This window comes from Glutamicibacter sp. NPDC090743, from assembly GCF_044769125.1.
In the GTDB taxonomy this organism is placed as follows: domain Bacteria; phylum Actinomycetota; class Actinomycetes; order Actinomycetales; family Micrococcaceae; genus Glutamicibacter.
The window spans coordinates 93,966-108,558 of record NZ_JBIVXE010000002.1; the positions used below are offsets into that span (position 1 = coordinate 93,966).

Annotated in this window: 13 protein-coding genes and 1 riboswitch; of the genes, 6 read left to right on the forward strand and 7 right to left on the reverse strand. The window is 62.6% G+C overall.

What is annotated here, in order from left to right; genetic code table 11:
* Positions 1–79: 79 nt before the first annotated feature.
* Positions 80–538: a GatB/YqeY domain-containing protein gene (locus tag ACIQTS_RS03790; protein ID WP_105662056.1), complete on the reverse strand. Its 459-nt coding sequence runs from the start codon at positions 536–538 to the stop codon at positions 80–82.
* A gap of 109 nt (positions 539–647) precedes the next feature.
* Between ACIQTS_RS03790 and ACIQTS_RS03795 the strand changes: the two genes are divergently transcribed.
* On the forward strand, positions 648–2,072 hold the full coding sequence (locus ACIQTS_RS03795; protein WP_402471348.1) for a DUF4232 domain-containing protein: 1,425 nt from the start codon (positions 648–650) through the stop codon (positions 2,070–2,072).
* Between the two features lie 12 nt (positions 2,073–2,084).
* Here ACIQTS_RS03795 and ACIQTS_RS03800 read toward each other — a convergent pair whose 3' ends face one another.
* Both ACIQTS_RS03800 and ACIQTS_RS03805 read right to left on the reverse strand, forming a co-directional pair.
* A complete protein-coding gene (locus ACIQTS_RS03800) occupies positions 2,085–3,359 on the reverse strand; it encodes a carbamoyl-phosphate synthase (RefSeq protein ID WP_402471351.1) in 1,275 nt (424 codons plus the stop codon).
* Positions 3,360–3,372: 13 nt separating this feature from the next.
* Positions 3,373–4,515, reverse strand: coding sequence for a peptidoglycan bridge formation glycyltransferase FemA/FemB family protein (locus tag ACIQTS_RS03805; RefSeq protein ID WP_133834168.1), 1,143 nt, complete (start codon positions 4,513–4,515; stop codon positions 3,373–3,375).
* 96 nt (positions 4,516–4,611) lie between these two features.
* Here ACIQTS_RS03805 and ACIQTS_RS03810 point away from each other — a divergent pair, with 96 nt between their 5' ends.
* The 5 genes from ACIQTS_RS03810 (at position 4,612) to ACIQTS_RS03830 (ending at position 10,274) form a co-directional block, all read left to right on the forward strand.
* On the forward strand, positions 4,612–4,941 hold the full coding sequence (locus ACIQTS_RS03810; RefSeq protein WP_105656113.1) for a metal-sensitive transcriptional regulator: 330 nt from the start codon (positions 4,612–4,614) through the stop codon (positions 4,939–4,941).
* A 59-nt stretch (positions 4,942–5,000) separates the two neighbouring features.
* Positions 5,001–5,315 carry a heavy-metal-associated domain-containing protein gene (locus tag ACIQTS_RS03815; protein WP_365942782.1) on the forward strand — a complete coding sequence of 105 codons (315 nt, stop codon included), beginning with the start codon at positions 5,001–5,003 and terminating at the stop codon, positions 5,313–5,315.
* A 56-nt stretch (positions 5,316–5,371) separates the two neighbouring features.
* Positions 5,372–7,630: a heavy metal translocating P-type ATPase gene (locus ACIQTS_RS03820; RefSeq protein ID WP_402471355.1), complete on the forward strand. Its 2,259-nt coding sequence runs from the start codon at positions 5,372–5,374 to the stop codon at positions 7,628–7,630.
* A 229-nt stretch (positions 7,631–7,859) separates the two neighbouring features.
* Positions 7,860–7,958: riboswitch (glycine riboswitch) on the forward strand.
* Between the two features lie 321 nt (positions 7,959–8,279).
* The gene (cycA, locus tag ACIQTS_RS03825) at positions 8,280–9,782 is read left to right on the forward strand and encodes a D-serine/D-alanine/glycine transporter (RefSeq protein WP_402471358.1); all 1,503 of its coding nucleotides are present in this window, start codon (positions 8,280–8,282) and stop codon (positions 9,780–9,782) included.
* A 168-nt stretch (positions 9,783–9,950) separates the two neighbouring features.
* Entirely contained in the window at positions 9,951–10,274 is a 324-nt protein-coding gene (locus ACIQTS_RS03830; protein ID WP_359185145.1) for a 4a-hydroxytetrahydrobiopterin dehydratase, read from the forward strand.
* Here ACIQTS_RS03830 and ACIQTS_RS03835 read toward each other — a convergent pair.
* The 4 genes from ACIQTS_RS03835 to ACIQTS_RS03850 all read right to left on the reverse strand — a co-directional run bounded on the left by ACIQTS_RS03835 (position 10,258) and on the right by ACIQTS_RS03850 (position 14,560).
* A complete protein-coding gene (locus ACIQTS_RS03835) occupies positions 10,258–11,313 on the reverse strand; it encodes an FUSC family protein (RefSeq protein ID WP_402471361.1) in 1,056 nt (351 codons plus the stop codon). The genes ACIQTS_RS03830 and ACIQTS_RS03835 overlap by 17 nt on opposite strands.
* On the reverse strand, positions 11,310–11,762 hold the full coding sequence (locus tag ACIQTS_RS03840; protein ID WP_105662061.1) for a MarR family winged helix-turn-helix transcriptional regulator: 453 nt from the start codon (positions 11,760–11,762) through the stop codon (positions 11,310–11,312). The genes ACIQTS_RS03835 and ACIQTS_RS03840 overlap by 4 nt, the downstream gene beginning before the upstream one ends.
* Positions 11,763–11,932: 170 nt before the next feature.
* On the reverse strand, positions 11,933–13,456 hold the full coding sequence (locus ACIQTS_RS03845) for a GMC family oxidoreductase (protein WP_402471363.1): 1,524 nt from the start codon (positions 13,454–13,456) through the stop codon (positions 11,933–11,935).
* Between the two features lie 126 nt (positions 13,457–13,582).
* Entirely contained in the window at positions 13,583–14,560 is a 978-nt protein-coding gene (locus ACIQTS_RS03850) for an EamA family transporter (protein WP_332595217.1), read from the reverse strand.
* Positions 14,561–14,593: the final 33 nt, after the last annotated feature.

The following is a 14,593-nucleotide window of genomic DNA, read 5'->3' on the forward strand; positions in this document are numbered from 1 at the left end:
CATCCCCGTTGCCTGGACTACGGCAACGGGCCGCCCCAAAAGTGGGACGGCCCGTGCCGAATGAAAAGTCCAGTGTTGGCTAGCCCAGTTTGGCGCGCACCATCTGGGAGACAGCCTTGCCGTCGAAGCGGCCAGCGATTTCGGCGCCGACCAGCTTCATGGCCTGGCCCATGTCCTTCATGGTCAGGTCGTGATCGGCTGCAAGTTCGGCCATGATCCTCTCGACAATGTCCTGGGCTTGCGCTTCGTCAAGCATCTTGGGCAGGTACGTGGAGATGAATGCAGCTTCGGCCAGTTCGCGTTCAGCCAATTCGGTGCGGCCATCCTTGGCGGCCAGTCCAGCAGTTTCCTCGCGGTTGCCGACTTCCTTGCGAAGCAGGTTCTCGACATCCTGGTCGTTGAGCTCGCTGGGGTTCTTTCCGGACTTTTCCTTGGTGCCGATGGCACTGAGGATATTGCGCAGGGTCGTCTTCTCCAGCTCGTTGCCGGCCTTCAGATGGGCGATGCTGTCATCGCGCAGGCGATCTTTCAAACTCATGGGAACTCGCTTTCAATACGTGTGCTTGAAATTTTACTCGCATTATCCGGTTACCGTTTTCCGGAGTACCAGCGGTCAAGCATGAGGTCGCATTTGATACAGTAGCCAGATGAATTCACTGCGCGCTGGAGCTAGCGTCATCGCACTGGCTCTTATCGCAGCCATCCTGGTGATCTGGCAGCCATGGAATTCCTGCGACGCGCCCGATGAAGTTTGCGATTTCGTTGCAGCCGTCGAGGACCGGGACGGGGTCCTTGGCGTCCAGATGTCCTCCGAGGTCATGGATCACGATGCCTTGGCCGCACCGGATCTGTCAGTTGACCTGCAATTCGTGCTCTCGGATCAGCTCGATCCTGCACAAGCGGAAGAAATCGTGCGGGAGATGGCACAACAGATCCAGGCTGGGGCCCATGCCCTGAACTTGCGGGACATCGATCTGGCCTTTGTCGCCGGTGAACCCCAGAATATCCCAGGCTCAAAGACGAAAACCTACCCACTGGAAGTCTCCGACAATTTTTCGCACTTTGGAGGCGAAGAGCAAGCGAAGCCTGGTCTTCTCGGTGAGAGGGCTTCATTCGCGTTCCGCCTACGCGAGCTCGGCGCGGCAAGTGCGGCTAACTACTCGGCCACGGCGTTTAATTTGGAGCAGCTGCTGGCGCTGGGAAAATTCGCTGCACAGGCCAAGCACCCCACCGATTTGGCACTAGCAGACCGATCCGTGCGCTATTCGCCCGCGAATCGCACTGATATTCCCGAGCTCCAGCTTCTTATCGAGGCGGCCAAGCGAGGTGTCTTCGAGAGCGCCAGCATTGATCATTCCGGATTGAACCTGGTCCTCGGCAACGAGGCGCCAGCAGAGGCGGAAAAGGAAACCCGCTTATGGCTGGAGCGGCAGGGTCCCTTTGGCGAGCCCATGCCCTACAAGCTGGCATCGCCTCGATACGAGGTCCTTGCTGAAGGCTGGGTTGGAGACAAGAAACCACAATGGCTGATCCCCAAGCCTGTGGTTCTTCCCGACAAGGTCAAAAGCTGGCCAGCGAATCAGTCAGCTCCGTTGTGCGCAGAGGGGGACTTGGAAATAGCCCTCGGCGCACCCGATGCAGCTGCCGGTTCACGGTACATGGCGGTCTACGCCAAGAACATTTCTGCTCGCTCGTGCGCGTTGCAGTCCTACCCGCAGATCGATTTCCTCAACGATGCCGGCGATGCCCAGCCGGATATCGAGCTGCAGCCCGAACCGGATATCCTCCTTGAACGCGTTGCCATCCCTTCCGGCGAAGCGGTGATTTCGACGCTGGATTGGAATGCCATGTCAACGTCCCAGGATCCGGATGAAACCGTTGCCCTGGTCATCGCCGCAGCCAAGGGAATGAAACCGGTCCAGCTCGCACCCCAATACGATGGCCAGCCGACGTCCCTTGACATCCTGGACGGGGCGCAGATCGCCCAAAGCCCCTGGGTCCAGGCGCGCGACGGGTGGGCAATTCCTGGAGACGCCTTCAAACCGCAACCACCGGCCACTCCTAGGCCCTAGGCCTGGGCAAGCCTACTGGGTGCGCGGCGGGAACGCCTTGAACTTGCGGTAGTGGTTGGCCGCATTCAACAGCAGGTAGAGCTTGCGGCGAGGGTTCTTCTCGGCTGCGAATTTCAACGGGTTCGAGACCTTGCCGGCCTTGAGCAGTGCTTCCGCCTTGCGGCCGGTTCCGCTGTCCAGGAAGCGGCGCAGCAAGTGGTGCGGCAGCACGGTGAATAGCCGCTGGCGCGACAGCTGCAAGACACCTGTCCCGGTGTCCACCACCGCGTCGGTTTCCGGGTTCGACTGATCGAACTGCGCGCCGAGGAACTCGGTGACATAGAAACGGGCCGGGTTCACCCCGGCTGCGGTCAGGTAGAAGTGGTTGCGGCCCAGGCGCGGGTTGATCTCGAAGAATTTGATCTGGCCATCGCGGTGATCGTATTTGGCATCGATCATGGCAATTCCGCGCCAGCCCAGTTCTTCGAGCATGCGCGCGCCATCGGCGGCCATCGCATCGTTGCGACTGCTGACAATGGCGGCCGAATTGCCCAGCACCAGCGGGGCATGCTCCTCGATCACCACTTCGCCGTAGCCGGCGAAGATGACCTTTTCTTCCTGGGTGGCGAAGTAGGTGCACAGGCGCATCGCGTCATCTCCACCCGGAATGTACTCCTGGAAGATATAGCCCGAGTCGTAGCCGCTGCCATCGATTCTGGAAACCAGGGCTTCGAGGTCGGCGCGGCTGTCGATGGTGTGGATCTTCTGCTTGCCCGCGAACTTGGCGGCGATCCAATCCGCGGAGCTCGATGGCTTGCCGATGACCGGGTAGTCGAAGGAACCTACAAGCGAATCCAGCGGGGTTCCCGGGTAATACACGGCGGTGCGCGGATGGGCGATGCCCAATTTTTCGGCGAGCGCGTAGAAGTTCTCTTTCAGTGCCGCACCCTCGATGGTTTCCAGCTGGGGGTACGGGATGACGTACTGTTCCTCAAGCTGCTCACGGTTCTTGGCGATCAGCATGATGTGGAAGTCCAGGGAGCCGAAGAGCATCAGCGGCCGATCCGCCGCGGACTTCAGCTCATCGGCCAGCTCGGCCAGGGCCGCGACTACGCGTCCCTCGTCGGCCATGGAGCCGATGGGGCGCAGTTCGATGGCTATCGAGTGCTCGATGACGCCGTTGCCGGCAGCCGGCAGGACCACCGAGCGAACCCCGTAGGCCTCGTAGAATTCGCGCGCCAGGGTGTAGGTGCCGATGTCCCCGCCGAGGATGACCGGGACAAATGGCTGGGTTGGATCGATTGCCAAAGTGGTGTTTTCCCTACTTCTTGCGCCAGTTCATGTATTTTTCGAAGGCCCACGCCAGGGGCTTGTTCAGCGCCAGGTCCCACTCGCCGTTGGTCTGCACGATGTCGCAGCCGGTGTTGGTCTTGAACTTGGTCAGCCCCGAGAGGTGGTGCTCCTTGTCCAGGGTCGCGCTCACGCCGCCCTGGTCCAGGTAGCGGCAACCGGCCTCGATGGAATCGATGACCATGTGCTGCATGATCGCCTTCGGCGCGAACAGCTTGCGCTGCTCCGAGGAGGAAGCGCCGTACAGGTACCAGGCCAGGTTCGAGGAACGGATGACAATGGATGCGGCCAGGTCCACGCCTTCATTGCTGGCGATGTACAGGGTGCAGGAGCCCGGCACCGCTTCGTTGAGCACGGTGTGCATCTTCTCGAAGTAGCCCAGCGGGCGGCCGGTGAAGTCCTGGCGATCCGCGGTGTGGTTGTACAGGGCATGGAAGCGGGCCATGTCCTTGGTCTGGCCGACTTCGATTTCCAGGGTGCTCTTCAGCGCCTTGCGGGTCTCGTTGCGGGTGGTCGCCGAGTAGCTGGCCATGACCTGGTCCACGTCCAGCTGGTTGCCGTCATCATCTTGCAACGCCACGCGGGCCACGAATTCCGGCTGGCCCGCAGCGAAGTCCAGTCCCACATCTTCTTTGGAGAAGCCCATTTCCAGCAAGGCGTCATTCAGCGCTAGCGCGGTGCCTGAGGTGCTCTGGGTTTCAAGGTCAGCGAGCTGGGTGAACCCTTCCTTGCCCAGGTTCTTGCGCACCGCGGCGGCACCCCAGGTGCGCACGGCCAGTCCCGGGCCCATCTTCAGCTGGAATGCGCCACGATTCTTCAGGTAGGCGGCCAGCGGCTGGATTACCTGTCCCGGAGCATAGGTGCCGAAGTCGATGACCGGGCCATCGGGGATGTAGGCGAGGGTCTTCTTGATGACCGGGGCTGCACGATGCAGCACCAGTGCCGCGCCCACCAGCTCGTCTTCCTCGAACCAGCCGAGGGATTCACCGCGCCAGCCGCCCTTGACCTGAGCCCATTCGGGACGCTGCAGGAAGCTGACGTCTTGGGCGGTCTCAAGGAATGCTGAGTGCTCGGTGCCGGAAATCGGACGCACATGAAGTTCGTTGTGGCTCACGGGTGAAATCCTACCGTGCTTCCCTCTCCGGCTGGGGGATGCTGGATACCCCTAGGGGGTACTTGACTTAATACCCCTAGGGGGTATAATCGTTATATGGATACCAACCACACGCCACATGAAACAGCTGAGCACCACGGCTATCACGCGGATAAAAGCGCGTTGGAACGACGCCTGAAGCGCATTGAAGGCCAGGTGCGCGGAGTGGCCAAGATGGTCGATGAAGACAAGTACTGCATCGACATCCTGACCCAGATCTCCGCTATCAACGCGGCATTGCACAAGGTCAGCGTGCAGCTGATCGATGACCATATCGGCCATTGCGTGGTTGATGCGGCCAAGTCATCCATCGAGACGGGTGATCCATCCATCGTGCAAGACAAAATCGCCGAGGCCACGGCCGCCATCTCCCGTTTGGTGCGCTGAGCGCGCCCCAACGCACCCATTTCCAATTCACACAGAATTCATCGAAAGAGAGCAAGATCATGAGCCACAACTGCAATTGCGGATGCTCCTCGGAAAAGAACTCCAACCAGGGCCTGCAGATCATTCCCCGCGAGCAGAGCACCCCGTTGACTAGCCATATGGAAATCAAGATCTCCGGCATGACCTGCGGCCACTGCGTATCCTCTGTCACCGAGGAGCTCAAGGAGCTTGATGGGGTGCAAGAGGTGGAAGTGTTCCTCGATGCGAAGGGCGTGTCCACCGCCAACGTCACCACCAGCGCAACCGTAAGCGAAGAGAGCATTCGCAATGCCATCGACGAGGCTGGTTACACCGTCGAAGCAATTAACGCCTAGCCGCAAAAAAGCCAGGCACCAAGCCTCAACGGCAAGAAAGTGCAAGGTCGTAAATCATGACTTCCCATGCCCCGCATGAAACAATCCCCGAATTGCGCACCGTCGATCTGGACATCCAGGGAATGACCTGCGCCTCGTGCGTGAATCGGGTGGAACGCAAACTCGGCAAGCTGCCCGGTGTCAGCGCGACGGTGAACCTGCCCCTGGAAACCGCCAAGGTCCAGGTCCCAGCCGATGTCACCGATGAGGCACTGATCGATACGGTGCACGCCGCCGGCTATACCGCTTCCCTCAAGCACCCGCCCAAACCCGCCGGTTCGGATCACCAGGGACACAGGGAGCATGATCACGGCGGGCACGAGCACCTGGTGCCCAACCACCTGCTGCGCCGCCTGCTGGTCTCCGCGATCTTCACCATTCCGCTGTTCATCATTTCCATGATTCCCGCAGCGCAGTTCCCGCATTGGGGTTGGGTCGCCTTCGCGCTGGCCACTCCCGTGGTCTTCTACGGCGCCTGGCCTTTCCACAAGGCAGCGGCCGTCAACGCACGGCACCTGGCCTCGACCATGGACACTCTGGTTTCCCTCGGTGTGCTCGCGGCCTACTTCTTCTCTGCAGTGCAGCTGATCCTCGATCCGCAGCTGACCGCCCATATCGGCATGGCCATGTCCGAGCATGCGCTCTACTTTGAAACTGCCGGCGTCGTGGCCACCTTGCTGCTGCTGGGCCGTTTCCTGGAGCACCGCGCCAAGTCCTCGGCATCCGATGCGCTGAAGTCCTTGCTGAACCTGGGCGCCAAGGATGCAGTGGTGCTTCGCGACGGCGCGGAAGTGAAGATCCCTGCCGGGCAGGTGCAGGTCGGAGACCATTTCGTGGTGCGCCCCGGCGAGAAGATCGCTACTGACGGCGTGGTCATTGACGGCGCCAGCGCGGTAGACACCTCGCTGCTTACCGGCGAATCGGTCCCGCAGAAGGCCGGGCCCGGCGATGAAGTCACCGGCGCGACCTTGAATGCCTCGGGCCGGCTGGTGATCGAAGCTACCCGCGTTGGCGCGGACACCACCTTGGCCCAGATGGGCAAGCTGGTCTCCGAAGCCCAGTCGGGCAAGGCGCCCATTGCCCGCCTGGCTGACCGGATTTCCTCCGTCTTCGTACCGATCGTACTGGCCATTGCGCTGCTCACGTTCGTGATCTGGTTCTTTGCCAGCGGCGATCCCTACCAGGCGTTCACCGCTGCGGTCGCCGTGCTGGTCATCGCCTGCCCCTGCGCATTGGGCCTGGCGACCCCGATCGGCTTGCTGGTCGGTACCGGCCGCGGCGCGCAGCTGGGCATCCTGATCCGCGGCCCGCAGGTCCTGGAAGATACCCGCAAGCTGGACACCATCGTGCTGGACAAGACCGGCACCGTGACCACCGGGGTCATGGCCCATCAGGGCACCCGGGCCATCGACGGAGTCGATCCCGATGAGGTCCTGGCCTTGGCCGGTGCCGTGGAACACCATTCCGAGCATCCGATCGCCCAGGCCATCGCCAAGGCCGCAGCCGGCTTGGGCCCGCTGCCCGAAGCCAGCGACTTCGATTCCGATCCGGGCGGCGGCGTGGTCGGCACGGTCAACGGGCATCGCGTTGCCGTAGGCCGCTTCAGCTGGCTCGAAGCCCAGGGCGCGTCCTTGGATGACTGCGCCAAGGCCATGCTCGCGGAAGCCGAGCAGGCCGGCGCGACCGCCATCCTGGTCGCGGTGGACCAGCAGTTCCAGGCAGTGATCTCGGTGGCGGACAAGATCAAGGACAGCTCCGCAAAAGCTATTGCCGAACTCCAGGAGCGCGGCCTGCGCGTGGTGCTGCTGACCGGCGACAACCAGTCGGTGGCTACCGAGGTTGCCGCCCAGGTAGGCATCAAGGCCGAGGACGTATTCGCCGGGGTCTTCCCTGCCGGCAAGGCCCAGGCGATCACCTCATTGCAAGAGCAGGGCAAGGTCGTGGCCATGGTGGGCGATGGCGTGAATGACGCGCCAGCACTGGCGCAGGCCGACCTCGGCATCGCCATGGGCTCGGGCACCGATGTGGCCATCGAAGCCGCGGACATCACCCTGATGGGTAACGACCTGCATCAGGTCACGCAGGCCATCGACCTGTCGGCCCGAACCCTGTCCACCATCAAGATGAACCTGTTCTGGGCTTTCGCCTACAACACTGCCGGCATTCCGATTGCGGCCCTGGGCTTGCTGAACCCGATGATCGCCGGAGCGGCCATGGCAGCCAGCTCGGTGCTGGTGGTACTGAACTCGCTGCGGCTGCGACGGTTCGGGAAGTAGCCCTCCGTACCTCCCCACGCGGGGCATCGGTTGAACCGATGCCCCGCTTTGCCGCATCCATGCCCTTGCTTCCCGAATCATTACGAAGCGGAGAATCCCCCCATTTCGCAAGCCACTTTCCACGATTGGCGTGGCCAAGCGGTTATCCGGGGCCCGAAGTGTGAAATTGCGACTTGCACCACGTTCATTTTTCTGCGCATACTGTGATGGCAATCACCACATATGCCGTTGATGCGTGGCGGGAGAGATCCGCTCACACCATGGGCGGGCGCCGTAGGAGCAATTTCCTCCCCGGGAAACTCTCAGGCACCCGTACCGCCACGACGAGGCAAATCTGGAAAGCAGCGCGGTTGTACCGCGCTCACCGAAGGAGCAAGCTTCGCCCAGTATTCGGGCCGAAGTGAAAACTCTCAGGTAGACATACAGATTGGGGAGGGACCAAGAACAGTGCCGCACCGAGCGCACCGGTTTCGAGGTACTCCCCGTGGCTTACCTGGCTCCTGCTCCCTGCGCAGCTTGCTAGGCACGCCAGCTGGCCCCCTCCCTATCGGATGTGCTCATCGAAGCGAGTCCCTGTGCTCCAAGCCATGAAGGCTTGGAGGCAGGACACCTTCGGGGCGTCACGCCACACTCCTGGAAGGCAACCAGCATGAGTACCACCAGTTCTGATCCCACTCTCGAGCGCGGGCTCTCCAATCGTCACATCCAGCTGATCGCCATTGGCGGCGCTATCGGCACCGGCCTGTTCATGGGCTCGGGCAAGACCATTTCGGTCGCCGGCCCGTCGGTCATCTTCGTTTACATGATCATCGGCTTCATGCTCTTCTTCGTCATGCGCGCCATGGGCGAGCTGCTGCTGAGCAACCTCGAATACAAGACCTTCGCCGACTTCGCCGGGGACCTGCTGGGCCCGTGGGCGGCGTTCTTCACCGGCTGGACCTACTGGTTCTGCTGGGTAGTCACCGGCATTGCCGACGTGGTGGCCATCGCCCACTACGTCGCCTTCTGGTGGGGCGACCTTCCGCTGTGGATCCCGGCGCTGGGCTGCATCGCACTGCTGCTGGTGCTGAACCTGGCCACCGTGAAGGCCTTCGGCGAAACCGAATTCTGGTTCGCGCTGATCAAGATCGTGGCCATCGGCGCGCTGATCGTGGTCGGCTTGGTCATGGTCATCACCGGCTTCGAGCACGACTCGGCCACCGCTTCCTTCTCCAACCTGTGGACCGAAGGCGGCATGTTCCCCACCGGCTTCATGGGCTTCGTCGCCGGCTTCCAGATTGCGGTGTTCGCGTTCGTGGGCATCGAGCTGGTTGGCACGACCGCGGCGGAAACCAAGGACCCCGAAAAGACGCTGCCCAAGGCGATCAATTCGATCCCCATCCGCATCCTGTTCTTCTACGTCGGAGCCTTGATCATCTTGATGACCGTGGAACCGTGGAACCTGTTCTCCGCCGAGCAGTCCCCGTTCGTGGGCATGTTCGCCCTGGCCGGCCTGGCCGGTGCGGCAGGCATCATCAACTTCGTGGTGCTCACCTCCGCGACCTCCAGCGCCAACTCGGGGATCTATTCGACCTCGCGCATGCTGCGCGGCCTGTCCATGGAAGGCGATGCGCCCCAGGGCTTCGCCAAGCTTTCCAGCCGCAAGGTGCCGAAGAACGCACTGATGTTCTCCTGCATGTTCCTGCTGGCAGGCGTCGCATTGCTCTACAGCGGCGACTCGGTGATGGGTGCCTTCACCCTGGTCACCACCGTCTCGGCCCTGTGCTTCATGTTCGTGTGGACCATCATCCTGCTCAGCTACCTGGTCTTCCGCGCACGCCGCCCGCATCTTCATGATGCTTCGAAGTTCAAGGTGCCCGGCGGGGTTGTCATGCCCTACGTGGTACTCGGCTTCTTCGGCTTCATCCTGTGGGCACTAACCACCCAGGCCGATACCTTCAGCGCCCTGCTGATCACCCCGGCATGGTTCCTGATCCTGGGCGCAGGCTACCTGTACATCCGCCGCAACCCCCAGCACCAGGCACTGCGCGCCGCGCACCTGGCGAAGGTGGCGCACGAACGCTATGAGGCCGCCGCCTACAGCGATGCGAAGTCCTTCTCCAAGCGCGAAGCGGAAACCGCCGCACAGGTTGCCGAGGACATCCGCCAGTAGCCCGAGCACTTGACAGCTGTCTCAGCCGGGCCCCGGCATCACCCGATGCCGGGGCCTAACTGCATAGTCGCTGGGATCGCTACCGCGATAGCCGGGGTCGATGCGATCATGATGGCAGGCAGCAACCACTTGCATAGTCCGACCCGCTGCCGCTTGGAGGAGAGAACCATGGCATCAACCGGTCCGTTACCGCGCTTCGAATTCGATCAGAGGCTGGGCGCCTTGCCTGATTGGAAGCGTGATGACTTGGGTTTGCGGGCCGCTTACCGTTTCGATTGCGCGAGCACGGCCTTGCAGTTCATTGTCCAGGTAGGCCTGCGCGCCGAGCAGGACAACCGGCATCCGCACCTGGAGTGGCGGGTTTCCATCGTCGAGCTGCGCCTAACGCACAACCAGCCCGAGCATCTGGGAGCACTGGACCTGGAATTAGCCCGCCATATCTCCATCGAGGCCGGCAAGCTCGAAGCGCAGGTGGTCACCGAGCACTGGTAGCCCCCGGCGTTCGGCCTTGGCGCCGGCGGGCCACCAGCAGCGAGATGGCGATGCTCTGCACCGCACCCACCAAGGCGCCCAGCGCCGTCATGAAGATGCGGTCGATGAGCAGGGACGCGGCCGGTTCAGGGCTGACCAGGTGGACCATGAGCAGTGCGGTGACCGTCATGAAGACCATCCCCACCGCATAGTTGCGCAGGATCACCAGCTCGATGACGAACTGCGAGGCCAGCGCAGCGGCCAGGATCACCCAGACCGGGGAATCGAAGGCGAAAACTATTGCGGTCAGCGCTACGCCAATGCAGGTGCCTGCGCAGCGCTGCAGCCCGCGGGCTACCCGCGCATAGGCATCAGCGCCGGTGACCGCGGCGATCGCGCCGAGACTGGCCCAGTACCAGTGGCCGTCGCTGAGCAGATGCCCTGCGATGCCCGCCAGCAGCACGCCCGAGCCCATTTGGAGCGACTGGGCCATGGCCAGGGGCGAGGGCGCCCAGGCATATCCGGAGCGCAGGGTATGGAGCAGGTTGGCTTTGCGCATCGACAGGCCAAGCATCAGCAGCATGCTGAAGGCCATTGTTCCGCCGCCGGCCAGCAGCACCCCGGTGAAGCTTTGCGAACTGGCCGGGATGCCCAGGCAGGCGCCGCCGGCGAAGACCGCGAAGACCGGTCCCGGCGGCATCCAGCGCGCGGCATGGGAGACGTAGTTGGCGCCAAAACCAATGAATGCCAGCACTAGCACACGTACCGGGAACGGTGCCTCGATAAGCGAAAAACAGGTGCCCAGCAGCATCGCGGCCAGTTGCACGATGCCTGCCGAGAACTGCTGCCAGAAACGCGGCGCGTACGCGTCGAAACGGCCGAAGACCGCGCAGAAGGCGCCGAACGCTGCATACATTGCCCAGTCAAGGCGGCCAAGGCCGGCCAACAGGATCAGCGGCGCGGCCAGGCTGATCGTCGCCTTGGCTGCCGGGATGAGCGACGGGCGGTGCGGGGCCACGACGACGCTGCGCTGCACTATTTCTTCCAGGTGGCGCTTCACTGGCGTGCCTCGCCGTCCTGCGTAGCGACCAGCTGCAGCAAGGCGCGCAGCTGCTCCCGCTGCGGCTCATCCAATGCGCCGAAGACCTTGGCTTCGTTATGCGAGGCAGCCTCCATCGCCCGGGCAGCGAATTTCCGGCCCTCGGGAGTCAGCGTGATGACGTTGCGGCGGCGGTCCTCCGGATCAACTTCGCGTTCCAGGATCCCACGGCTCGACAGCTGATCGAGGTAGGCCACCAGATGGCCGCGGTTCACATTCGAGCGATCTGCCAAGTCGTTCTGGGAGATGCCGCCGAACTCCTCCAGCGCGCAGATGATGGTGAAATGATGCCGGGACAAGGACTCGGATTCCATCAGCTCGGTGAGCTCCTGGGTGCCGATGCGTCCGGCTCGGGCGGTGAGATAGCTCAGCGAGTTCCATTGGAACTGCGGAATCCGGTGTTCGTTCATCCTTTCAAAATATCATTTCAGCTTGAAACGATTTCGCCCTGAAGCAGTTTATTCGATGTATCTCACACGCAGCTGGCGCGCGTTCCATCGCCAGCTGCGGTCCGCGGAATCGTCGTCTTTTGGAAGGTGAGGGCTCGTTCTCCTTGGCCACGGCCATAGTGCGCCGCCTGTCAGAGCCGAAGATCAGCCAAGAGGAATTTGGCGCCCAGTTCGCCGATGAGGATGGCCGGGGCATTGGTGTTGCCGGTGGTGATCTTGGGCATGATCGAGGCATCGATGACGCGCAGCCCTTCCAAGCCGCGTACCCGCAGCTGCGGATCCACCACGGCCTGCGCATCCGTGCCCATGCGGCAGGTACCCACCTGGTGGTGGTAGGTCACGACGTTGTTCCGAATGTAATCCTCCAGCTGCTCATCGCCGCGTATTTCTTCGCCCGGGTAGATTTCCCTCGCTCCCCAGTCCCCGGCCAAGGCATCTTGCTCCACCATCGCGCGGCATTGCTTCATCGATACCAGGAATGCCTGCATATCCCGCGGATCATCCAGCGCATTCAAATCGATGTTCACCGGGTCATCCAGGCCGGGCCCGCCCAGGGTGATTTCGCCGCGGCTGTGCGGGGTGACGATCCCGGAGTGCAAGGTGAAGGCAGTGCCATCGACCGGTTCCATGCCCGGGGAGTACATGGGCACGGCGAAGAAGATCGGCTGGGTGTCCGGGCGATCCAGGCCCTCGTGGGATCGGGTGAACATGTGCGATTGCGAGACGGAGACCCCGGCACGCGGGGCGGGTATCGCGCGGGTGGTGGTTTCGGCAATCACCGGTGCCAGCAGGTGGTCATGCAGGTTCTTTCCGACCTGATCCAGCTCATGCAGCGGCATGACGCCCGCGGCATCGAGCTCGGCCACCGGGCCGATGCCTGAGCGCAACAGGATTTGCGGGGATCCCAGGGCACCGGCGCTGAGCACCACCTCATCCGCGCGCAGCTCCTGCAGCTGCCCGCCGATCCGATAGCGCACGCCTACAGCGGATCCGGATTCGAGGATCACCGAATGCACCTCGGCGTCCGTGATGATTTCCATGCACTCGCGCACCGGCTTCAGATAGGCCTTCCAGGTATTGATGCGTTCGCCGCCAGCAACGTTGATCTGCTCCTTGGAAACGCCTTCCAGCTGCTCGCCGTTGTAGTCGGGATTGAATCCGATTCCGGACTGCACCGCGGCGTCGATAATCGACTGGTGGATCTCATCCAGCTCGTAGTCGTTGTCCACCGGCACCAGCCCATCGCTGCCGTGGAATTCGCTGGCGCCGCCAGAGAAGTTCTCGATTTCCTTGTAGATCGGCAGGACATTCTTCCAGGCCCACTGCTCGCCGCAGTCCTTGGCCCAGTCATCGAAATCCTGCGGGGCGCAGCGCACCCAGATGGTCGCATTCAGCGCGTGGGAACCGCCGAGCACCTTGCCCCGTGGCAGGTGCATCGGTTTGTTCGCTGCCCCGGCCATCGGGACGGTGTGGTAATCCCAGTCGTCCTTGCTATGCCACAGCTCGCCCATGCGCGAGAGGTCGTGGATGGCAGGGTTGGTGTCCTCGGAGCCAGCTTCGAACATGGTCACCCGCGCCCCGGCATCCACGAGCCGGCGCGCGACCACCGAGCCAGCCGAACCTGCGCCTACGACTATGACCGACTTGCTGCCCATGGGTTTTCCTCCAGCTAGGATGCCTGCGAAACTTGTTTCTCCCAGCCTGTACCGGCCAACGGGTTTTCCCTTGGCATCCGGCGCACAACAATTGGCATCGCGTGCGCGTTTTACCCTACGGGCCGCTTAGATCCCCTTGCGTGCCGCACGCAGTTCATCGACACGCACCAGCACCACGCCGCACACAATCAGCAGGCCGCCGAACAGCTGCACCGCACCCGGCAGCTCGGAGAGCAGCAGCCAAGCCCACAGCACCGCGAAAAGCACCTCGGTCAACGAGATGAAGCTGGCCACCTTGGACCCCAGTTCCCGGGCTGCCATCACCCCGGTGGTGTAGGAGAACACGGTGGCGATCAGGATCAGCCCGGTCAAGGCCAACCACCACGGGGTTTCATATCCAGCAAATGATCCGCTGCCGGCGGCCCACTGCATTGGAAGGATTCCCAAGCCGCCAACCAGCAGCATGGTTAGCGCGCCAACGGCCATGCCACCGGCCGACAGCATGATGGGTGGCAGCGCGCCATCGACCTTGGCGCTAATGAAGAAGTAGACCGTCAGGCCCACCGCTGCCCCCAAGCCCCAGAGCACGCCGATAGGATCAATCCGCGTGGCGCCGGTCAGATCCAGCACCGCCACCAGGCCCGCCAATGACAATAGGGTGCCAGCGATCGTTGCCGCCGATGGACGCTTCTGGTGCTTGGCCCAGAGCACCAGCACGATGAGCACCGGAGCCAGATATTCCAGCAGCAAAGCCACCCCGACATCCAAGCGCTGCACCGCCAAGAAATAGCACAGCTGGCAGGCCCCCACTCCAAACAATCCGAAGAGCACAATCGACACCCAGTTGGTGCGCAGTAACGTCCAGCGGCCGCGCATCGCCAGGACCGCAGGGATCGCCAGGACCAGCGCGGCGCCGGCCATGCGTGCGGCCACGGCCGCAGTGGGACTCCACCCTGCTTCGAAAAGCCCCTTGGCGAAGGAGCCGGAAATCCCGAAGGCCGCGGAGGATGCCAGCGCAATCCAGATCCCCCGGGACTGGCTTTGACGCAGTACTGGACTGCCGGCAGTGGCGGCCGGAAGGCCGGAATCAGACAGGTCGCTCATGAGGATCTTTGAAGTCTTTCGCGGAGAATTTCA